The organism is Ferruginibacter sp. (assembly GCF_014377975.1).
GTDB lineage: Bacteria > Bacteroidota > Bacteroidia > Chitinophagales > Chitinophagaceae > Ferruginibacter.
Genome location: NZ_JACMOO010000206.1, coordinates 1 through 23,446, shown reverse-complemented (window position 1 = coordinate 23,446; position 23,446 = coordinate 1). Strand labels below are relative to the sequence as shown.

The 23,446-nt window shown below is 38.2% G+C and carries 15 protein-coding genes; 9 read left to right on the top strand and 6 right to left on the bottom strand.

Annotation, left to right across the window (positions count from 1 at the left end; genetic code table 11):
- Positions 1-6: 6 nt before the first annotated feature.
- The 4 genes from H7254_RS11535 (at position 7) to H7254_RS11520 (ending at position 6,093) form a co-directional block, all read left to right on the top strand.
- Positions 7-1,998: an alpha-L-arabinofuranosidase C-terminal domain-containing protein gene (locus tag H7254_RS11535; RefSeq protein ID WP_301933110.1), complete on the top strand. Its 1,992-nt coding sequence runs from the start codon at positions 7-9 to the stop codon at positions 1,996-1,998.
- A gap of 480 nt (positions 1,999-2,478) precedes the next feature.
- Positions 2,479-3,618, top strand: coding sequence for an aldose epimerase family protein (locus H7254_RS11530; protein ID WP_301933109.1), 1,140 nt, complete (start codon positions 2,479-2,481; stop codon positions 3,616-3,618).
- Positions 3,619-3,634: 16 nt separating this feature from the next.
- Complete coding sequence (locus H7254_RS11525) at positions 3,635-5,344, top strand: beta-xylosidase (protein WP_301933108.1); 1,710 nt, start codon at positions 3,635-3,637, stop codon at positions 5,342-5,344.
- Between the two features lie 95 nt (positions 5,345-5,439).
- Positions 5,440-6,093: an HAD family phosphatase gene (locus H7254_RS11520; RefSeq protein WP_301924252.1), complete on the top strand. Its 654-nt coding sequence runs from the start codon at positions 5,440-5,442 to the stop codon at positions 6,091-6,093.
- Between the two features lie 164 nt (positions 6,094-6,257).
- On the opposite strand, the gene H7254_RS11515 is transcribed toward H7254_RS11520, so the two are convergent.
- Positions 6,258-7,097, bottom strand: coding sequence for a hypothetical protein (locus H7254_RS11515; RefSeq protein ID WP_301924251.1), 840 nt, complete (start codon positions 7,095-7,097; stop codon positions 6,258-6,260).
- Positions 7,098-7,325: 228 nt separating this feature from the next.
- Between H7254_RS11515 and mazG the strand changes: the two genes are divergently transcribed.
- From mazG to H7254_RS11500, 3 genes are all read left to right on the top strand, one after another.
- Entirely contained in the window at positions 7,326-8,087 is a 762-nt protein-coding gene (gene mazG / locus H7254_RS11510; RefSeq protein WP_301933107.1) for a nucleoside triphosphate pyrophosphohydrolase, read from the top strand.
- A gap of 44 nt (positions 8,088-8,131) precedes the next feature.
- Positions 8,132-11,881 (top strand): HAMP domain-containing sensor histidine kinase, encoded by a 3,750-nt coding sequence (locus tag H7254_RS11505; RefSeq protein WP_301933106.1) that lies wholly within the window; start codon positions 8,132-8,134, stop codon positions 11,879-11,881.
- 237 nt (positions 11,882-12,118) lie between these two features.
- Positions 12,119-12,619, top strand: a complete 501-nt coding sequence (locus H7254_RS11500; protein WP_301933105.1) for a PH domain-containing protein — start codon at positions 12,119-12,121, stop codon at positions 12,617-12,619.
- A gap of 41 nt (positions 12,620-12,660) precedes the next feature.
- On the opposite strand, the gene H7254_RS11495 is transcribed toward H7254_RS11500, so the two are convergent.
- The gene (locus H7254_RS11495) at positions 12,661-14,562 is read right to left on the bottom strand and encodes an AAA domain-containing protein (RefSeq protein ID WP_301933104.1); all 1,902 of its coding nucleotides are present in this window, start codon (positions 14,560-14,562) and stop codon (positions 12,661-12,663) included.
- Positions 14,563-14,640: 78 nt separating this feature from the next.
- Between H7254_RS11495 and H7254_RS11490 the strand changes: the two genes are divergently transcribed.
- Positions 14,641-17,874, top strand: coding sequence for a S41 family peptidase (locus H7254_RS11490; protein WP_301933103.1), 3,234 nt, complete (start codon positions 14,641-14,643; stop codon positions 17,872-17,874).
- A 95-nt stretch (positions 17,875-17,969) separates the two neighbouring features.
- Here the strand turns inward: H7254_RS11490 and H7254_RS11485 are convergent, their stop codons facing one another.
- The 4 genes from H7254_RS11485 to H7254_RS11470 are packed head-to-tail and all read right to left on the bottom strand — an operon-like array spanning position 17,970 to position 21,522.
- The gene (locus H7254_RS11485) at positions 17,970-18,953 is read right to left on the bottom strand and encodes a metallophosphoesterase (protein ID WP_301933102.1); all 984 of its coding nucleotides are present in this window, start codon (positions 18,951-18,953) and stop codon (positions 17,970-17,972) included.
- Positions 18,954-18,969: 16 nt separating this feature from the next.
- On the bottom strand, positions 18,970-19,563 hold the full coding sequence (locus tag H7254_RS11480) for a hypothetical protein (protein ID WP_301933101.1): 594 nt from the start codon (positions 19,561-19,563) through the stop codon (positions 18,970-18,972).
- 10 nt (positions 19,564-19,573) lie between these two features.
- Positions 19,574-20,851, bottom strand: coding sequence for a glycerophosphodiester phosphodiesterase (locus H7254_RS11475; RefSeq protein ID WP_301933100.1), 1,278 nt, complete (start codon positions 20,849-20,851; stop codon positions 19,574-19,576).
- Positions 20,848-21,522, bottom strand: a complete 675-nt coding sequence (locus H7254_RS11470; RefSeq protein ID WP_301933099.1) for a hypothetical protein — start codon at positions 21,520-21,522, stop codon at positions 20,848-20,850. Before H7254_RS11470 ends, H7254_RS11475 begins: the two co-directional genes overlap by 4 nt.
- A gap of 328 nt (positions 21,523-21,850) precedes the next feature.
- Between H7254_RS11470 and H7254_RS11465 the strand changes: the two genes are divergently transcribed.
- On the top strand, positions 21,851-23,401 hold the full coding sequence (locus H7254_RS11465; RefSeq protein ID WP_301933098.1) for a SulP family inorganic anion transporter: 1,551 nt from the start codon (positions 21,851-21,853) through the stop codon (positions 23,399-23,401).
- Positions 23,402-23,446: the final 45 nt, after the last annotated feature.

Below are 23,446 nucleotides of genomic sequence, written 5' to 3'. Positions count from 1 at the left end.
AAAAGTATGCGTATAAAGCCATTGCTTGCTGCCACCTGGGTAAATATAGGTCTGCTGTTTGTAACAACAGCACATGCACAAAACAGCAACACTATTATGGTACAGGTAAATAAACCTGTTGCTGAAGTGCAACCCGCCATGTGGGGTGTTTTTTTTGAAGACATTAACCTGGGTGCCGATGGAGGAATTTATGCGGAACTTGTAAAAAACAGGTCGTTCGAATTTTACCAGCCATTGATGGGCTGGAAAGTAACCCAAAGTAAATTCAATGAAGGCAGTGTGCTGGTGATGAACCGTGCAGAAAAAAATACAGCCAACCCACGCTTTATACGCATTACAAAAGATGCCGCTGCTGATACACTCAGTATTACCAATGAAGGCTTTAGGGGAATGGGGATTAAAAAGGGGTTGCGCTATGATTTTTCTGTAGCCTATCGTCAGCCTGCAGCAGGCTTAACAGTACTTGTTGAACTGGTGAGCATGGCTGGAAAAATAATTGGCGGCACAACCATTACACCGGTAGTTACGGCAAATGAAGTTTGGTCGAAAGCGGCTGCCAGCTTTACTGCCACTGATACATCTTTAAAAGCAACATTACATATCAGGTTTGAAGGAACAGGAAAAATTGACCTTGACATGATCTCTTTGTTTCCGGAGGATACCTGGAAAAAAAGACCAGGCGGTATGCGGGCTGATATGATTCAATTGCTGGCCGATATGAAGCCGGGTTTTATCCGTTTTCCCGGTGGGTGTGTTGTGGAAGGACATGAATTGTCGACAAGATATCAGTGGAAAAAAACAATTGGCCCTGTGGAAGAACGCCAGTTGAGCATCAACCGCTGGAACAGTGAATTTGCACATCGGCCAACACCAGATTATTATCAAACATTTGGGCTGGGGTTCTTTGAATATTTTCAGTTAGCTGAAGACATCGGTGCATCTCCATTGCCCATTTTAAATTGCGGTATGGCCTGCCAGTTTAATACGGCGGAAGTAATTCCCATTGATCAGTTAGACCCTTATGTGCAGGATGCGCTCGATCTGATAGAATTTGCCAATGGCGATGTTACAACACAGTGGGGTAAAGTGCGGGCACAAATGGGGCATTCGGCAACTTTTAATTTAAAAATGATGGGGGTTGGTAATGAAAACTGGGGACCGCAATATGTAGAACGTTTAAAAATATTTTCAAAAGCCATCAAGGCCCGTTATCCTGATTTTAAATTGGTGAACAGTTCCGGAACAGATCCAAACGGCGAACGATTTGATTACCTGAATAGCGAGTTGAGAAAAATGAATGCTGACATTATTGACGAACATTATTATCGCAGGCCGGAATGGTTTCTCGCCAATGCGGCCCGGTATGATAATTATCCCAGAAATGCATCAAAGATTTTTGCTGGTGAATACGCCGCCCAAAGCGATCATACCGTAAGCATCGAAAATAAAAATAATACAGAAACAGCCATCGCAGAAGCGGCTTTTATGACAGGCCTGGAGCGAAATGCAGCCGTGGTAAATATGGCATCTTACGCCCCTTTGTTTGCACACATCGACGGGTGGCAATGGACGCCCGATCTTATCTGGGTAAACAATCTGCAATCTTACGGCACACCCAATTATTATGTACAAAAATTATTTAGTACTAATAAAGGAACCAATGTAGTGCCAGCTTTAATGGATGGTAAATCAATTTCAGGCCAAGACAGTATTTATGTTTCTGCAGTGATTGATAAAAATACCGGCGACGTGATTGTAAAACTGGTGAATGCATCTGATAATCCAGTGAGTAAAATAATTGAATTGAGTGGGGCAAAAAAGTTTTCTGCAACGGCAACCCTTACTCTTTTAAAAAGCAATGCGGCTGGCGATGTAAATAGTTTTGTACATCCAGATGCGGTTAGTCCTGTTACCTCTGCAACGCCGGTAAAAGGAAATAAAATTGCGGCTGTTTTACCTGCTAATTCGTTCAGCGTTTACCGTGTTGGAATGAAATAAATGAAATGAAAAAAATATTTTTCGTTGTATGCCTGCTGTTTTCGTGTAACAGGTATGTTTAAACAAAAGGTTTAATAAATGATACGCTTATTTCAGTAAATGATCATTCTTAGCGAGTCAACTTTTTCAGGACGGGTCACAATGCAGTAGCAAATTTTGGCGGTACGTACTATCTTATTTTTCATGGATATGATGCTGCTGACGCTGGAAGAAGTAAATTGCGCATTGAAAAACTTACCTGGTTAAACGATTGCCCTTTAGTTGGAAAGAGACCAGGGTATTGTTACAGTCCTTCAGCCCGTATTAAACCGTCGTTGATGAATGGAGAGCTGGCGATGAATAAAATATGGATAACTTGCGATTCACAATTGACCATTGACTATTGGACGAATAATTACAAACACCCATCATTAATATCAAAATTTTATTTTTTAACCACCAAATAAGTTCCTTAAAACGATAAGGGAAAACAAAAAACATATGAAAAAAGCCACAGCGTTCAGCCTTGCAATTGCATTAACCGGGGCCGCATTTATTACATCCTGTAATAACAATCAGACAACAACCGAAAAAATGGAAACAAAAGCTGGTATTACAAAAGCTGCCTGGGGAAATACCGATGGTAAAGACGTTTTTTTATATACTCTTACCAACGCAAAAGGTGTGCAGGTAAAAATTTCCAATTATGGGGCAACAGTTACGTCATGGGTATCGCCAGATAAAAATAACAAGCCTTCAAGTATTGTGCTGGGGTTCGACAGCCTGAGTGGTTACCTTGCTAAACCTCCGTACTTTGGCGCAGTGGTGGGCCGTTATGGTAACCGCATTGCAAAGGGAAAATTTAAAATTGATAACACACAATATACACTGGCCACCAACAATGGTTCCAATGCTTTGCATGGTGGATTGAAAGGATTTGACAAACAGGTATGGGATGCATCCACCCAGAATGATTCTACTGCAAGTTTGTTGTTAAGTTACACCAGCAAAGATGGAGAAGAAGGCTACCCCGGTAATTTAAAAGTAACGGTGCGCTATACTTTAACCAATGACGATGAATTAAAAATTGAGTACAATGCAACTACTGATAAGCCAACGGTATTGAATCTTACCAATCACAGTTACTTTAATTTAACCGGTGATGTATCCAACAGCATACTTGATGAAACACTGATGATTGATGCAGATAATTACACACCTGTTGATACGACCCTAATTCCAACCGGCGAAATAAAACCGGTAAAAGGCACACCCTTTGATTTTACAAAAGCAAAAAAAATCGGACTTGAAATTGGTGCAGTTTCAGGTGGCTATGATCATAATTTTGTGCTGAATAAGAAAGATTCATCTTTACAAAAAATCGCAGCGTTAAAAGATTCTATTTCCGGCAGAACACTGGAAGTATTTACAACACAACCAGGCGTACAGTTTTATACGGGTAATTTTTTAGATGGAACATTATCTACTCCGGGCGCTAAAAAAATAAATCAGCACGCTGCTTTGTGTTTGGAAACCCAGCATTTTCCTGATTCACCCAATCAACCAAAATTTCCTACAACCTTGTTATTACCGGGTGAGCAATTTCACAGTGTTACAGTGTACAAATTGTCAGTGAATTAATACATAATTTATTCAAATGAGTTTCAAAAAATTTAAAAATGCAATCCCTTGTGGTTGCATTTTTGTTTTAATTTTAATAGTAAATTTTCAGGTTGTTGTTGCACAGCAAAACAGCCATGTTATTACAATCGATACAAAAAATACTGGGGATACGTTTAAACCCATCTGGTCATATTTTGGCTATGACGAAGCGAACTACACTACCATGAAAGATGGTAAAAAACTATTAACAGAACTGGCAGCATTAAGCGCCGATCCGGTGTATGTACGTGTACATAATTTATTAACTACCGGCGATGGAAAGGCTGCATTGAAATGGAGCAGTACCAATGCTTATACGGAAGATACAACTGGTAAGCCTGTATATAACTGGCAAGGAGTAGATGCCATTTTTGATGTGTGTGTGCAACGGGGAATAAAGCCCATTGCAGAGATTGGTTTTATGCCCGAAGCATTGTCAACAAAGCCCCAGCCTTATCAGCATCACTGGCAACCGGGAGTGCCGTACGATTCTATTTATACCGGCTGGACATATCCACCAACCGATTATAAAAAGTGGGGACAGCTGGTGTATGAATGGGTAAAGCATTGTGTAAATAAGTATGGTGAAAAAGAAGTAAAAACCTGGTATTGGGAGGTTTGGAACGAACCCAATATCAGTTACTGGAAAGGAACCATGGAAGAATATTTTATGTTGTACGATTTTGCGGCAGATGCGGTAAAAAAAGCCAGCCCAATGGCAAGGGTAGGAGGGCCTGCCACTACTGGCCCGCGCTGGGATAAAGCAGGTAATTTTTTACAAGCTTTTTTGCAACATTGTTTAGATGGAAAAAATAGCGCAACCAGTAAAAGCGGCGCACCATTAGATTATATTACGTTTCATGCAAAGGGCAATCCAACGGTTGTAAACAACCAGGTGCGTATGAACATGGCCGTGCAATTGCAGGATGTTACAAGAGGTTTTGAAATCATTAATGGCTTTGCTACGCTAAAAAAATTACCTGTCATCATTGGCGAATTTGATCCCGAAGGTTGTGCCGCTTGTTCTGTACAATTTAACCCGCAGAATGCTTACCGCAATGGAACCATGTACAGCAGTTATACAGCTGCATCTTTTGCACAGTTGTATGCGCTGGCTAATAAATACAACATCAACCTGCGTGGTGCCGTAAGCTGGTCGTTTGAATTTGAAGATCAGCCTTGGTTTGCCGGCTTTCGTGACCTGGCAACCAATGGTGTTGATAAACCGGTACTGAACGTTTTTCGCATGTTTGGAATGATGAAAGGAAAAATGCTGGAAGTAGATAATCCAGGCCGTCTTTCACTGCAGCAAATTGTTGACAGCAGTGTGCATGGTGGCAAACCTTATGTAGATGCGATTGCTACATTGGGCACACACGAATTATATGTGCTTTGCTGGAATTATCAGGATGATGAAAGTAAAAAATCAAGGGAGTTGATTAACCTGATGCTTCAAAATTTACCTGCGGGTAAGATAGATATACGCAGTTATTTAATTGACGAAACCCACAGCAATGCATATACACTTTGGAAGCAATTAAATTCACCGCAACAGGTAACTGCTGATCAGTTTAAGCAGCTTGAAAAGGCCGGAAAGCTTCAGCAGGATGTACTATCAAAAACATTAAAAGTTGCGAATGGAAAAGCAACGTATAAATTTTTGTTGAGCGGGCAGGCTATTCAACTGCTTAAAATAAGTTGGTAAGTATTTTAACCTGGTAAAGGAAAACAGGTGATTATTATTGCACCAAATTTTATTGAAAAAAAATATCTAAAGTACAAACAAACTAATTTTTTAAGATGAATATTAAAGCTGCTGCATTTTTATTTGATTTGAACGGAACTGTAATTGACGATATGTATTACCACGCAGAAGCCTGGTATGATATTTTAAACAACGATCTAAAAGCAGGGCTTACCTGGGATGAAGTGAAGGTGCAGATGTACGGCAAAAATGATGAACTGCTGGTACGCATATTTGGCCATAATCATTTTACGCAGCAACGCATCAACGAATTATCTATTGAAAAAGAAAAACGTTATCAAAAAGCTTACATGCCCAAGCTGGCACTAATTGAAGGTTTAAAAGAATTTTTAGAAAAGGCAAAAGCCGCTGGGATTAAGATGGCAATTGGATCTGCTGCCATTCCTTTTAATATCGATTTTGTATTGGATAATCTTCAACTGAGGGAATATTTTCCGGTGGTAGTAAGTGCAGATGATGTAACTACCAGCAAACCTCACCCCGATACTTTTTTACAATGTGCCACCGCATTGGGCGTTGCACCTGCCGATTGCATTGTTTTTGAAGATGCACCAAAAGGTGTAGAAAGTGCACTAAACGCCGGTATGCGTTCGTTCGTTTTAACCACTTCACATCCAATAAAAGATTTTGAGCAGTACAGCAATATAATTGGTTTTGGTGCTGACTATATCGGACTTTTTATTAATTGATAATTGATAATTAAAAATTAATAATTATCAATTTTTTCACTCTATCAGTTTAAACTACGCCCGGAATAGTTGGATTATTTGCCCTTAATTAAAATAATGTGTTCCAATAATATTGTCCCATTGCATTTGAATGAAACCAGAGATACTGCACCAGGCATCCAACATTATTTGTACTCGTATTCAAAATAACCCAGCAAATCATTTTCTTTCGAAAAACATTTTTCAATAATTTTTACACCATCATTGTACACATATTTCCAGGTATAATAATTTTGGTGTACGCCCTCCTCTACAGCAACCATTTGGGTTACCTGGTTGCTGCTGTTATATTCAAAAGTAAAATCCGGTATCAGCTTGCCTAATACCACATTAAATTTTACAATATCGGTCAGCCTGTTTTTATTGTCGTAGTAATAATAATAATGGAGCCCATTTTTTCCGGGTTCTATTTCGTCACTAACATTTCCATGTTCATCCAGTATAAAATCTACCAGCGCAGAGTCTTTATTATTTTTTATGCGCAGCATTTGTACCGGTTGCTTTTTATCACTGTATTTATATTGGTGCTCTTCCTTTAGAGCGGTAGTAAAATCCTCATCCGCAGAATGTGAATTGGAAACAATACTAAAAATATCACCCTCGGAATTATATGTATAAAACGAAGTGGAAACAATCAGATCCGAACTGTCTGTGGATTGAATCAATTGTTCCTTTTCATTGTAGTACGAAGTTAGCAAGGCTTTGCCTGTAGTATAACTCCTGGTATAAGTTTCCATGCGGCGGTAGTCCTTACTGATTTTTTTTTCGCAAAAAAAACCTTCACTCGGGCTTTTGTCGCCTTCAAAACTATGCACTTCAATTGCCCGGATTTTTTGCTGCTGTAACACCGATTTTTCTACCTGTGCCTGTTTATTACTTACCAGGTCTTTGTAGTAATACTGTGCCATGGCGTATGGAGCTATTGCAGCCAGCAGTAAAAAAATAAAACCTGTTTTTTGGATCATGGATTGAATTTAGGAGGGTAAAAGTAAGCTATTAATTTTTTTTATTTTCCTGCTTATTTACACCATACTATTTCAACACCTTTTTTTTGAGTATTTTTAACAAAATTTATTGGTGTTGATGGTTTACTTTAAAAAATAACAACAATTTTATTTTGATATTGGCTTAGTTTAACACAGGTTTTCCTCTATTGAAATGTCTGTTTTTTTAGTTTATTATTTATTTAATTTATGCAGTATAATTCCGCTTTTGAAAGATTGGTAACTATTATGAACGAATTAAGGGAAAAATGTCCCTGGGATAAAAAGCAAACCATTGAAACCCTTCGCCAGCTTACCATTGAAGAAACCTACGAATTAACAGATGCCATTACAGACAATAACTGGAAAGGTATAAAGGAAGAACTGGGCGATCTGTTACTGCACATTGTTTTTTATGCAAAAATTGGTACCGAACAAAATCAGTTTACACTGGAGGAGGTAATCAACGGGGTATGCGACAAATTAGTTTTCCGGCATCCGCATATTTACGGCGATGTAGTTGTAAATGATGAGGAAGATGTAAAGCGCAATTGGGAAAAGCTAAAATTAAAAGAAGGAAAAGCGTCTGTTTTGAGTGGCGTACCTAAAACTTTACCGGCAACCGTCAAGGCCATGCGGCTGCAGGAAAAAGCCAAACAGGTTGGCTTTGATTGGGAAAATAAAGAGCAGGTTTGGGAAAAGGTAGAGGAAGAAAAAAAAGAGTTATTTGAAGCCATCGCATCGGGTAACAGGGAGCACATGGAAGATGAACTTGGCGATGTTTTTTTCTCATTGATAAACTTTGCAAGATTTTTGCAGTTAGATGCAGAGAATGCACTTGAACGGACGAATAAAAAATTTATACACCGGTTTACTAAAATGGAAGAGGAGGCCAACAGCACCGGAAAAGCGCTGCAGGATATGACGCCCGGAGAAATGGATGCCATCTGGAACAAAATAAAAAAACAATAACTATTATTTATTACATACTGCATTTGCAGTAAACCAACTATTATTTGCAAAACAATCATTCTTTTAAACAGCGCTTATTTAAAAATGGTTACCTGCTGATAACTGCTGCATGGCTGTTAACCATATCTTTTATAATAGATAATTATTGGTCGGGTAGTGCGTCGCCAGAGGCATTTCAAAAAAGTATTGGAAAATATATTGCCAAACAGGAAATAGACTTTGATGCCTTTAATCAGGATACCGCTGCCATTCAGAAGCTGGCGAACAAAAATTACAACGAAATTTTACTGCAGCGTTTAGAAGCAAAAAAGTATTTTCTATTTGTTTTATCAAAAGACAGCACTGATAAATATAACCTGCTTTTTTGGAGTACTCAGGTAATAGATCCAATAGCACAGATGTATAATATGCAGGCCCAGAGCGGGTTTATTCAATTTCCCAATGGTTATTATGTATGGAGAAAACATATTGCAGGTAATCTCACTACGCTTGCTTTGATACCTGTAAAATGGAACTATCTTATTACCAATGAATACCTTGTTAATTCATTTGCTATTGAAAATCAGTTGGGAAATAATTATAGTATTTCCGGTCAGCCAAACAGCACTTCCATTAAAAGCAGAGAAGGAGTTTTTCTTTTTTCACTGGTACAAAATACAGAAATAGCCATTCCTCAAAATACTTTACTGGCGTCCGTTTTCAGGTTGCTGGCAGCATTGGTTATTCTTTTAATGGTTCACCTGCTGGCAACCTATATCGTAAAAAGAAATTTTTATAGGGGAGCCGGGGTTTTAATAGCGTGTATTTTAGTGTTAAGAACAGCAAGCTATTTTTTACCCATTCCTTTAAACCTGCGGCAATTTGAATTATTTGACCCATCTATTTATGGCAGCAATGCAATACTGCGTTCATTGGGTGATTTACTGATCAATGCGTTGTTGTTTTTATGGATTATTCTTTTTGTGAGATTTTATATTCAGGAAAAGGGCATCATCATAAAAACAAAAAAAACTGTTATAAAATGGATAGCTATTGTTTTAGGTATTGTTGCATTGCTGGCAAGTACACTTGTTTGCGGCCATATCATTTTATCAATGGTGGCTGATTCGCAGATTTCATTTGATGTGATTAATTTTTTTACTTTAAATATTTATAGTGTTGTTGGCTTTGTGGTACTGGGTTGCATTTCCATCGGGTATTTCTTTTTTTCGCAGGTAATTATTTATTTGTTACAACCATTGCTGCCCAAAAATATATGGGTAATGTTAGTATACGTTACTATTATTGGCCTGGCAGTTTTAACCTTTCGTACAGGTAATTCAAATATCATTTTTGAATTGTACCTGTTGATATGGTTATTGGTTTACCTGCTACTGCTCAATAATAACCAGTTGTTTTTGCTTGCTTCGCAAATCGTTTCATCCAGATTAATTTTTTGGCTTTTCTTTTTTTCTTTATCTATCGCAGCCATTATCATTATTGAAAATGATAAAAAAGAAGTGCAACAAAGAAAATATTTTGCGGAAACACTTGCTGAAAAAGTTGATCCTGCAAGTGAACACCTGATGAATACCGTATTGACGGATTTTAGAAATGAAGCTTTGGCACCATTGTTTGCTTCCTTTAAAAATCCGGCTACCAACAGGTATGTAAAAGATAGTTTACTGAATGGTAATTTCGTTGGTTACTTAAATAAATATGATACACGCATCTTTACTTTCGATGACAGGGAGAAGCCCTTGTATAACCAGGATTCTACAAACTACAATACACTGACCACCATTTTAAAAACTCAGGGTAAACCTACCGCTATTCCTAACCTGTTTTATTATGATGTGGCATACGACCGTTTTACTTACATCAGCAAAATAGATATTACGGATACTGCCGAAAAATTATTGGGATATGTTTTTATTTTAGCCACGCCAAAAAAGTATAAAACAGATGCACTATATCCCGAATTATTTTTAAGAGGTTATAATAACTCTATTGAAAATTCGCAGGTGTATTCCTATGCCATTTATAATAAACTGCAATTGGTAAACAACCACAATGATTACGCTTTTCCGTGGCAGCTAACACAGGAGCAGGTGCCAAAATCAGGTTTTGAAACCTTTAGAAAAAAAGGATATTATGAGTTGTGGTATAAAGCCGGTGCCGATAAAGTGGTCATCATTGCCAAAGAAGATAATTTCTTTATAGAATCCATAACATTATTCAGTTATCTTTTTTGTGCCTTCTTATTTGTTACAGGTATTTTTTGGTTTTTTAACGCAGTTGTGCGGTCCCGTTTACAGTGGAACAAAATGCGTACCCATTGGCAAATGAGTATCCGCAACCAGGTGCATGCTACCATTATTTTTATAAGCCTTCTTTCGTTTATTGTGGTGGCTGTTGCCACGATATTATTTTTTATAAACCGCTACCACAATAATAACCGTGAAAAACTAAGCCGTACCATTCATGTAATGCAAAATGAAGTGCGCAATTCCATCAGCGACCTGATTATGTTTGATGATGTAATGAAAATATCTGATGATGTTTTTAAGTCCAGTCTGGAAAAAACAATTGCACGTATATCCGAAGTGCATGCAGTGGATGTAAATATTTACGATCTCAATGGCGATCTGAAAGTATCCTCACTTCCCTTACCTTACAACAAAGGAATTGTGAGCAGCAAAATGGATCCAATGGCTTACTACCATCTTCACCAGTTAAAGGAAATACAGTTCTTTAAGGAGGAAGCCATAGGCAGCTTATCTTACCTTAGCAACTATGTTCCCGTAATTGATGAAAAAGGTAATGAATATGTTTATCTGAATATTCCTTACTTTACCTCTCAGTCAAAACTACGCCAGGAAATTTCCAATTTTTTAGTAGCCATTATTAATCTCAACGCCTTTATATTTTTAATCGCCGGTATCGTTGCTTTTTTTATCACCAATCGTATTACCCGTTCTTTTACTTTTATCAGTAATAAAATGAAAGAAGTAAACCTGGGCAAAGAGAATGCGGCCATTCGCTGGAAAAGAAATGATGAAATAGGCGAGCTGGTAAAAGAATATAACAAGATGGTAGCTAAATTAAATAGTAGTGCAGCTGCACTGGCTAAAAGTGAAAGGGAAGGAGCGTGGAGAGAAATGGCAAGACAGGTAGCCCATGAAATAAAAAATCCGCTAACGCCCATGAAACTTAGTTTGCAATACCTGCAAAAATCAATTGATAACAATGCCGGTAACATCAATACCTTGAGTAGAAGCGTAGCCGTTACTTTGGTTGAGCAGATAGATCATTTAAGCCAGATAGCAGGGCAGTTTTCGCAGTTCGCAAATATTGGTAATCCCAGAAATGAAATTTTTGATTTGAATGACACGTTGAAAATGACCATTCAATTGCATTCGATGGAAGAAAATGTTGAGTTGGAATGGCAGCCGGTAGCTGAAACAATATTGATCAATGCAGATAAAACGCATATTAGCAGGCTGTTTACCAACCTTATTCAAAATGCTATGCAGGCCGTACCTGACCAAAGAAGTGCGCATATTCAAATTAATGAAACCTTGCAGCAGGGTAATATACTTATAACCATCAAAGACAATGGCAACGGCATTCCGCAAGAGATGCAGTCAAAAATATTTACCCCCAATTTCACTACCAAAACTTCGGGTACCGGTTTGGGACTGGCCATGTGTAAAGGTATTGTTGAACAAAGCAAAGGCGATATTTGGTTTGAAACCGAAGAAGGGGAAGGCACAACGTTTTACGTAAAACTTCCGGTGGTAATGCGGAGTTAATAACCGGTAATTAATGATGCCCTGAGTTTTAAAAAGTATCTTCAATCAAACCACTTTATCCGAAAATCACTATTAGCAGCGTGCTTCGCAGAATTCATTGATAAATAAATTAAAAATTGCCGGTGTAAGCCATGTGATCATGCCCGATAAAATTGGCAGCGCAGATTGTACATGCCAAGGAAATTGTGCAATTGTTGTTAAATAATGTACCTTAACACAATATAATAAATTAACGACATGATCTACAAAACCTCCATGGACAAAGTAACAAAAGGAATAACTATTGGAGTAACCATATTATTTGCAGTTATTATCATAGCGCTATATAATATCCTTAAAGATACAAGTCATACAATTCCAAATTATACTACTATTACTTTGCTGATATTTTATTTTATCACGTTTGCATTCAGGCCCATCAGTTATGAAATTACTGATGAGCTGTTAATTATTCATAGAATTTTTAAGGCTGTTAAAATATCCAAAAACTCAATTAAAAGTGTTGAACTAATTGATAAGGATAAAATTCGTCCTGCTTTGCGCACTTTTGGCGTAGGCGGAGTATTTGGTTATTATGGAAAATTTGCTAATTTTAAAATGGGCACCATGACATGGTATGCGACCCGGAAAAACAATACAGTTTTGGTACTTAAAAAAGATAATAAAAAGATTATTTTAACCCCCAATGATCCGGTAAACTTTGTGCATGAATTTGAATTGCACTCCTCAGTGAAATGATAGTTTTAAATTATCTTTTCTTTTATTATTAACCACTGGTCTTATAACTCAAACTCCCACACTGTTCTGTAACTGCCATGGTTTTCTATGTAAGTTAAAAACGAATTGTAAAACGGATCACCGCCAATTGTAGCACTGTCGCCAATTACAAACAATTGTTCTTTGGCCCTTGTTATAGCTACATTCATTCTGCGGTAATCTTTCAAAAAACCAATATCGCCGTCTTCATTGCTTCTCACCAAACTTAAAATAACTATTTCTTTTTCCTGTCCCTGGAAACTGTCAATGGTACTAATGCGCATTGTATCTGGCAATGCCTCTTTTGCTGAAGTTACCTGTCCGTTATATGGAGAAATGAAGGCTGTTTTTTCAGTATCCAGCATTTCTGTTTGCAATAATTTTTGTGCAATTTGCATTTCGCCTTCGTTTTGTAAACTCATGCCGTTGCTGCCCTGCACTTCATTAAATCCAGAACCTGCAGTATCTATAAAACTGATGTGCGTGCCTTTATTTTTTAGATGCTCCACAGTTTGCAGCAATCCATTGTAAAAATAATTACTACTGAATCCTGCAATAGATTCCCTCATGCGGTATTGTGTGTTCAATAGAAAAATATTGGGTACTGTTGCAATACATCTTTCTAAAATAGATTTATTTAAACCCATACGACTTGCTTCGTTGCTTAAAATGGTAGGAGGTAACTGAAGATGATCGCCTGCCAGCACGTATTTTTGTGCCAGTGGAAAAATACACCAGGCCAGTGGTTCAATGCATTGCCCCGCTTCATCCATTACCAAAGTATTAAAAGTAAGGTGATTGATTTTTGCATCATACAATCCAATGGGTGTACCCGCAATTACTTCCGCTTCCGTAAATAATTTTTCTTCATTATACGCCTGTATCTTTTTAATTTCTGTACGGATATTTTTTACTTCTTTAAACAGCAGGTTGCGTTGCTCCCTTTCTGCTTTGCCAAAACTTCGTTTGTATTTCAGCGCCATTTTTCTAAACTGTTCGGCCCTTATTTTTAATTCTTTTATTTCCTTTTGCTGTTTGCTGTTGGCCAGTTTGCCTTCCGGCGTATACAAAAAAATAGTCTCATCTACTTTGCTTGTATTACCTACTCTTAAAACCTGCACACCTTTTGCTATCAGGCCTTTTGCAATATTATCCACTGCAGTATTGCTTGGTGCGGCAACTAAAATTTTTTCGCCTGCTTTTATTAGTTGCAGAATGGCTTCAATTAAAGTAGTGGTTTTGCCTGTGCCTGGCGGGCCATGCACAATGGTAATATTTTCATTTTGAGTTACGGCTTTTACTGCTTTTTGCTGGCTGTCATTTAAGCGTTGATTGTTAAACTGCAGTGCAGTAGATTTTATATCCGGGGTGGTTGTGCGGGTGAAGGTTTCACCATGAATTTGCTGAAATAATTTATATAATTCCTTGTTGCTTTCCAATCCATTCAGTACAGTCTTCATAATGGTAGTGGTACGCTGGTCGGGTGCTAGTTTTATTCCAACACCATTGTCTTCTATCCAATCCGGAAAGTCGGGCGCAAACAACCTGAACTCGCCCACCTTACCATCCAGGCTTATTAATATACCTTTTACCGGTTCTTCGCCGGTATAAAAACATTCAATAGCAGCGCCATCTTTAAACTGGTTGGTTTCTGCCGGAAAATTTAAACGAAAAGTAATTTCAGGGTAATCGGCATAACCGAAGTTTTTGCGGGTAACAACAATCGGATGCAGTGCCAACCCCTCTGTTTTCAAAGATTTTAACGTATGCTGCTGATCTAAACTAAATCGTTTAATCTGTTCTTTTTCTTCTAAACTAATGCATTGCATTAATAAATTAATATGAGGGTCTGTTAGTGACATGGCGTGAAAATAGCAAGGATGCATAGAATAAAAAAATCCATCCTTACCGAAGCGTTTATCCATTCATAAAAAACAATTTTATATTTTAATTGTATGATGTAATTTAGAGATGTTTAAAATTTTTCAATCAAATTTCTTTTCATGAGGTATCTTTTATTAAGCCTGGTGCTGTTATGTACAGCCGGTAAAAATATAGCACAAAATAACCCGCTGTGGATGCGTTATCCAGCCATTTCTCCCGACGGAAAAACAATTGCCTTTGGCTACAAAGGGGATATTTATAAAGTAGATGCTGCGGGAGGAACAGCCATTCCCCTTACCCTTCATGAAGCACAAGATATGATGCCGGTATGGAGTCACGATGGAAAATACATTGCTTTTTCAAGCGACCGATATGGTAATTTTGATGTGTTTGTAATGCCTTCTTCCGGCGGCATCCCTACACGGGTTACTTACAACAGCGCAGCTGATTTTCCTTTTGATTTTTCTCCGGATAACACGCAACTCATCTTTGGAAGTGCAAGAAATGTACAGGCCTCCAATGTTCGTTTTTACAGCCCCCGATTATTTCAAAACCTATACTCGGTACCGATTACAGGTGGAAGACCAATATTGATCTCCGGTGCAGGTATGGACAGGGCACATTACAACAGCAAAGGCAATCAAATAGTTTTTGAAGATAGAAAAGGATACGAAGATCCATGGCGCAAACATCATACCTCCTCTGTAACAAGAGATATCTGGACGATGGATGTAAAAACCAGTCAGTATAAAAAAATAAGCAATTTTGAAGGAGAAGACAGGGAACCGGTTTTTAGCAGTGATGATCAATCCATCTACTATCTCAGCGAAAAAAATGGCAATCAAAACATTTATAAAAAAGACCTCGGCTCATCCACCGAAAAGCAATTGTCTCAATTTAAAATAAATCCGGTCCGCCATCTGAGCGTTAGTAAAAGCAACACATTGTGTTTTACTAATGACGGAGAAATTTATACACTGGCAGATGGAGGAACACCCCAAAAAGTAGCAGTACAGATTTACAATGATGGCAGGCAAAACGTAGAAAAAAATGTAACAGTAAATGGCAATGTAGGCGAGTTTGCTTTATCGCCCAATGGTAAAGAAATTGCATTTGTAACCAGGGGTGAAGTTTTTGTGACCAGCGTAGACGGTACACAAACAAAGCGTATTACCAATACACCACAGCAGGAGCGGATGGTACAGTGGAGTGCTGATGGAAAAACCTTGATTTATGCAGCAGAGCGAAATGATAACTGGGACATTTATACAACTACCATTGCAAGAAAAGAAGAACCGTATTTTTATGCTGCCACCGTTTTAAAAGAAGAGCCGCTGATTGCAACAGCAGCAGAAGAATTTTTACCCAAATATTCGCCTGATGGTAAAGAAGTAGCTTACCTTGAAAACAGGAATGTTCTTAAAATTTATAACATTGCAACAAAACAATCCCGTACTCTTATTCCGGCGGGGCATAATTATAGCTATTCTGATGGCGATATTGATTTTAACTGGAGCCCCGACAGTAAGTATATTTTAACAGATGATGAATACTTTGGTTTTGGCGGTGCTCACATGGCCATTATTAAAGCAGATGGTTCAGGCGCTATTTTACATCCCATCAATAGCGGCTTTGGTGAAAACAATCCAAAATGGGGACTGAATGGTAAATTGGTAACCTGGTTGAACAACCGGGACGGGCGACGATCGTTGGCTTACCAGGGCAATAAGGAAGTTGATATTTATGCTGCATTTTTAGACCAGCCTGCCTTTGATGAATTTAAACTGGCAAAAGATGATTATGCATTGCTGCTGGAAAAAAATGGTGCGGATAAAAAAGATTCTTCCTCAAAAAAAGATACCGCTAAACTTTCCCAAGCCAAAGCAAAAAACTGGATGCCCGATTATACGGGTATTGATAACAGAAAAGTTCGCCTCACCATCAACAGTTCTTCTATCAGCGATTATATTGTAACTGCTGATGCCTCTAAAGTGTATTACCTGGCGGCGTTTGAAAAGGGATACGATTTATGGATTACAGAGCCTCGTACACACGATACAAAAATATTGGCAAAACTGGGCGGCAGTCCCAGCGGCATTGAAATGAGCAAGGATGGAAAAAGTGTTTTTGTTACCAACAATGGCAGCTTATTAAAAATTGATGACGCTGGTAAATCAACGCCCATCAGCATTTCGGCAGAGATGGTGCTGGATGCAGCCAAGGAACGTTCCTATATTTTTGATCATTGCTGGCGGCAGGTAAAGGAAAAATTTTATGATCCAAAAATACATGGCATCGACTGGAAAATGTATAAGGATATCTATGCAAAATTTTTACCTCATATCAGTAACAATTACGATTTTCAGGAATTGCTGAGTGAAATGCTGGGAGAGTTAAATGCCTCGCATACAGGTGGCAGGTATACGCCACAAATGGTAAATCCGGATGCAACGGCAGCACTTGGTTTATTATACGATGAAACGTATACAGGTAAGGGGTTAAGAGTTACAGAAGTGCTGGAAGGAGGGCCAGCTGATAAAGCAGCAGGAAAAATAAAATCAGGATTTATTATAGAGAAGATAGATGGGCAACCCATAAACGACAGTGAAGACTGGGCAAAATTATTAAATCGTAAAACCAATAAAAATACTTTGTTGCAGGTGCTTGATCCAAAAACAAATACCCGGTTTGATGAGTCGGTTAAGCCAATATCTTTTGTAGAAGAGTCGGTATTGATGTACAAGCGCTGGACCAATATGATGTACGCAATGGTAGATAAATTAAGCAATGGCAAAGTGGGCTATGTGCATGTACAAAGTATGAATGATGGTAGTTACCGCTCTGTTGTAGATGAAGTAATGGGCCGCAATAAAAATAAGCAGGCCTTGATTGTAGATACAAGATTCAATGGCGGCGGCTGGCTACACAACGACTTGAATACTTTTTTAAGTGGTAAAGCCTACCTCCGTTTCGCACCCCAGGATAATATGGTACCAGCAACGGAACCAATGGATAGATGGCAATTACCAAGCTGCGTATTGATGAGCGAAAGCAATTACAGCGATGCCTTTATTTTTCCGTATGTGTATAAGGCAAATGGCATTGGTAAATTAATAGGCATGCCTGTACCGGGCACGGGCACGGCGGTTTGGTGGGAAACACAGATAGATCCCACGATTGTTTTTGGCATCCCCATGATTGCTACTTATGGCAAGGAAAACAGGCCAACAGAAAACCTGCAATTGGAACCCGATATAAAAGTTCCGTTATTGTATGAAGATTTTTTAAATGGTAAAGACGATCAACTGGAAACTGCGGTGAAGGAAATGTTGAAAGCAACAGGCAGTAAATAAATATTGTGGTTTAAATAACAGGCCGCTAATTAAAAAAAAGTTACTGCCTGTTATTTTTATTGATGGGTTGCCGTCATCATAAAATGAACCTTTGTTTAAAAGGACGACAGATTGCTACTTTTGTTCTGATCAATTTTGCTAACTGAAAATATCGGCTGGTTTGTTGTAAAACTATGTCCGGAACCAAAGCCTGTAAAATCAGCAGAAAGAAAATGACTGGTAACCTTTAATTCATCTGCTGTTCTTTGCACGGATAAATAATGAAACAAAGGTTTATAATCCGTTGAAAGGTCAGGTCTTTTATCAATCGAAGTATTGAGTGGCTGATGTAAGCCACCGCCACCACCTATCACTAAAAAATCTTTACCCATTACTTTAAAATGTTCAAAGTCGTGTGCATGCCCTGTGATGAATAATCTTGCTTTTTTTGAATTGATAAAGGGCGGTACGAAATTTTGCTGAACAGAAGAAGAAGAACCCACAATGATGCTGTTGGTATAAGGAGCATGATGACAGGTTACAATGATGACTTTGATAGCTTCGCTGGTATCAAGCATGTTTAATTCAGACTGATACCATTGATTTTGCTTTACTTTATCACCTGCGGAAAGTTTATTAAAGTTTGAGTTTAATAGAATAATGGCCACTGAATCTGTGACCGAAACATACCCGGTAATAACATTTTCAGGGAATCTTTTTAAAAAATTTTTTTCTCCTTTTTTAGTTCTGCCCATTACATCATGGTTACCCAGCAAACCACAAACTGTTGTATTTTCTTTACGGCAGTTATCTAAAAAATTATCTACCTTTTTCCATTTGCGGTTGCTATATCCCAACGATACCACATCACCCAGCATATACACACTTTGCGGTTTTGTTTTTACAATCTGTGCAAAAAGTAAAGAAGTAGCCTGTTTGTTGTGCGTTGGTTTAAGTATAATTTTTTCTACCAGCATGGGTGCCTGTGTGTCGCTGATAAAATCCATTTCTCCACCAGTAGTGGTAGTTGTTGGTAATTGTGCAATACAACATAAGGGAACTGTAGAAATAAGAAATAAAATAATTTTTGATCTTACCATTTGTTGATAGTTGAATTTAGAATTTTATAAACTTCCAAACCATTTGTACCTGAAGGCCCAACATATTGTCTCTTGTTTCAAAGGCATTCATCCACTTTGCTTCTGCCGCCAGGCCAAATCTTGTTGAAACTGGTTGTGTATATAAAATGGCAATATCCGAGCCTAAACTAAAAAATTTTGAATGTACATTTCCGTTATATTTCAGGTCGCTTGTTAAAAGATACGAACCTATGCCTGCAAAAATACTAATCCTTTTTATAACCGGCATTGACCAAACAATCAGTATAGGAATTGCATGAAGACTCACTTTGCCGGTTTGTGTACCATTTTTTAACTCGTAACTGAAAAAGTTGGTGTAACCACTTTCAACACCCAGCCACAGGCGATAAGCCGGATGCCACATTAGCCTGAAAGTGCCTGCTGCACTGGTTTTTGAAACATTTTGTACCCCAACACCCGACTGGGGATTGATATTGGCGATGTAACTTGCAAAACCGCCTCCGACGTATAAAATAAAAGAAGATTTTCTTTTTACAAGGGTGTCAGCTTTAACGGTTGATTGTGCAAACAACGTGTTAAAAAACATACTTGTCATGATAACTACTGCCAAAAAAACTGCTTTACTGCTGTACATAATAGTTATAGGCTACGCATGATGGAAAATTAGATAATATGCCATCAAAATGGCCATCTTTGATAAAACTGTTAATAAATTCAGGTACATCCAGCGTCCACACAAATGCCCTTCTGCCCTGTGTATGTATCAAATCTACCAGGTTGTTTTGAGTACCTTCTGTAAAACGAGGTGCCCAGATAAGTGCATTGGATTTTGTTACATCATCAATACTCAACTCACATAAAGAAGGCGTGGAAGCAAAGCCGGGTGAAGATAAAAATTGATTGAACTGGTCCTGACCCGGCAGCCCGATTACGATATCTACTTTTCTGCCGGCTGCTTGTGCTTTTTGTATAAATTCTTTTTGAAGTGCTTGTACTGGTTTAATGCTGCCCACATATTTTGTATCTAGCCAAACAAAGGTTAACGGCGTTTGATACACCACTGCCGTTAGTGCTTCCCGAAGTGTAGGAATTTTTTCGCCATGTATCAGTCTTACAAAAAAAGACAATTGCTCGTAAGTATAATTTTCTATCGGGCCTAACAAACCGCATTTTTGTATTTCCCGGAGGTTTAAATTATTATCATGGTAAAGTATGGGAATGCCGTCTTTAGTATAGCGAACATCCACTTCAATACCTGTGGAGCCAAATTCTGGTGTCTTCAAAATCATTGCGACAGAATTTTCTGAAACCTGCAGCAGGTCGGAGGTTCGGCCACCTGAACGATGCGCTGCAATTTGAAAAGAAGCGGGGCCTTTGTATAACTTTCTGTTGTAAGTTAACAGCACAGGCAACGTGGGCTCTTCCGGCCCGTTTCCAAAAACGCCGGTGATAATAACACTGCCCTGGCTAACAACAGGCGCAGAACCCAGCAGTATATCTGCGCCAGCGGTTGCGTTGATTGTTAAATGCACCAGGCCTGTTTCAGTACTTACCATTTTACGCCAATAGCCATTTAATAAAATAGTACCGTTCAGTTGTTTTCCTTCACAAATAAAATAAGCAATGTCTTTGCCAAAAAATCCCGATACATGAAAAGTGGTATCTCCGCCATTTATTGCATAACTCCATTTGATGGCTGCAAGTGCACCAAAAACATCCGATCCGTTGGTAACAATATAAACACCTTCCATGGCGGTTTTTGCAGCAGCTGGTAAAGCTTGTGCAGCAGGTGTGTTAAACAAATCCCAGCGGCCGGTGTCTGGCAAAACTACCTTGTATTCTTTTTTACACGAAAAGAAAATACACGATATAAAAAACAGGTAAATTATTTTTTTCATAAAATAAATCCAACGGTTACTTGTGGGTAAAAAACTTTGCGGTTTGTTTTATAAAACAAGGCCCAGGTTTGCCAGTAAAATTTATTGTTGATGGCAGAAAAAGCCAGGGTTAAATGCTTTTTATTGTAAAAGGGTTGTTCAAGCGACAGTGTAAAAGTTTCACCGTTGTAATAATTTTGACTGGAAGAATATTTCACAGTTCCGTTAGCAGCCTGATAGTACAAATTCACAGATACCTGCGCCTTCAATGCAATGAGCAGATTTCTTTTTGTTTTATAGCCAATTGACATATTAGGATAATCAAGCCAACCCAATGCCTTGCTGTTAAAGCCGCTGAGTTTTAAAAATCCAAACCAGAATCCAATATCATTGCCTACCGAAAAGTATATATTTTTATTGATTGGTTTTAAATAATGAACACCGGTTGAAATGTGATTTTGAAGCACCTGAAAAAGCAAGCGGCTGTCTAATACAAAGTAATTGTTTATTTTTCGCAACAGGTGGTAATCACCTGCGGGAATTCTTAACCTCACTTCTTCTGTGATGTCTTCCGGGGTAGTCATCATTGTAAAACCGATAGAAGAACGCCATTTTTCTTTATACATCGGATAAGGAAAAAATATGGCTGCGTGTTTTGATCTGAAACTGGTATCCTGTGCGGCAATACCCAACGAAATATTGATAATGGCTATTAATAAAAACGTTGATTTATAAAAGCAGTTTTGTATGTTATTTTTTGTTTTAATAATTGAATTTTAGGGTAAAAATTGAAAAATATATTTAAAACACTATCTATCAATATAAAGATTATTGCAAAAGTATAACACAATTGTTTTAAAAGTATTTTAATATTTTAATACAAGTATTTACTTTACCTTAAAAGTGCAATTCACCTTTCTTTAAAAGCGTAATAAATTTGCATGCAAACTTTTGCCAGAAATATGTTTGGCAATAATTACTGTAGCAAAATAATTTATATAAAGTATGTAAACAGCATTTATGAAACGTACCATCAGATACTACCGGATTATTTGGCTTAAGCACGACCTGCCTGCTGGTCTTTCTGTTTTTCTGGTGGCACTGCCGCTGTGTTTGGGCATTGCTTTGGCATCAGGAGCTCCGCTTGCTGCGGGTCTTTTGTCTGGCATCGTCGGGGGCATTGTGGTAGGTTTAATCAGCGGTTCGCAACTGGCAGTTTCCGGGCCGGCTGCAGGTTTAACTACCATTGTTGCAGCCTCCATTATTTCCCTGGGCGATTATAAAATATTTTTGCTTGTAGTGATGGTTGCTGGTTTGTTTCAACTGCTACTCGGGCTTTTAAAACTCGGTGCCATTGCCAATTATTTTCCCTCATCTGTTATAAAAGGGATGCTGGCTGCTATTGGAATTATATTAATTTCAAAACAAATACCTTTGGCACTTGGCTATGATCAACCAGATTTTTGGACCAGCGGTTTTTTGAACCTTTTTTCTTCAAAACATTTTTTGGGTAATTTCGGCGAGTTCTATCATCACATTACAAGAGGAGCTATATTGATAACCCTTTTTTCTTTGGGTATACTTATCGTATTGCAGCATCCCGCTGCTAAAAAGTTCAAGATAATACCAGCTCCTTTACTGGTAGTGGTTATTGGCATTATTACCCACATTGTTCTTACAAAAACAACGTCTGACTTTTCGCTAAAGCAAACACAACTGGTAAATATTCCGGCTAATATTTTTGCCGGTATTTCCTTACCCGATTTTTCTAAATTATTTTCGACTGCTGAAATATGGAAAGATGGGCTGATTATAGGTTTACTGGCAACTTTAGAAACATTGCTTTGCATAGAAGCCATTGACAAATTAGATAAGCGCAACCGCATCACCCCGGTTAACCGTGAGTTGATTGCGCAGGGTATTGGAAATATGATTTGTGGATTAGTGGGTGCTATACCGATGACGGCAGTAGTGGTAAGAGGTGCGGCCAATGTAGATGCAGGCGGACGTACAAAACTTGCTGCCTTTACACACGGACTTTTTCTTTTGCTGGCTGTATTGCTTGTGCCTTTTTTACTGAACAAAATTCCGTATGCTTCACTTGCAGCGATATTGCTGGTTACAGGTTTCAATCTTACCAAACCAAAATTGTACCGCAATATGTTTAGCCTTGGATGGAAACAGTTTATACCTTTTATGTTTACCATCATTGTAATATTGGCCACTGATTTACTGATAGGGGTAAGCATCGGGTTGCTGGTTTCTATTTACTTTATCATTCAGAATAATTTTAAAGCAGAATATAAAATTACCAAATCGCAGCAGGGAGGTATAGATACAGAATACATTAAACTCAACAGCAATGTAACCTTTTTAAACAAAGTAAAATTGCGTAAAACGCTGGATGAAGTGACAGAATACAGTGTGTTAACGATTGATGGCAGCGACTGTAATTTTATTGATTATGATATACTGGAAATTATCAGCGAGTATCATGGCAAGGCACACGAAAGGCACATTGAGTTACATTTAAAAGGAATTGAAAAGGTAAACGTTACCGCGGTTCATTAACAATCGTTTTCTTCTTTTTCTTTTTTTAATTTCCTTGAGGCTTTT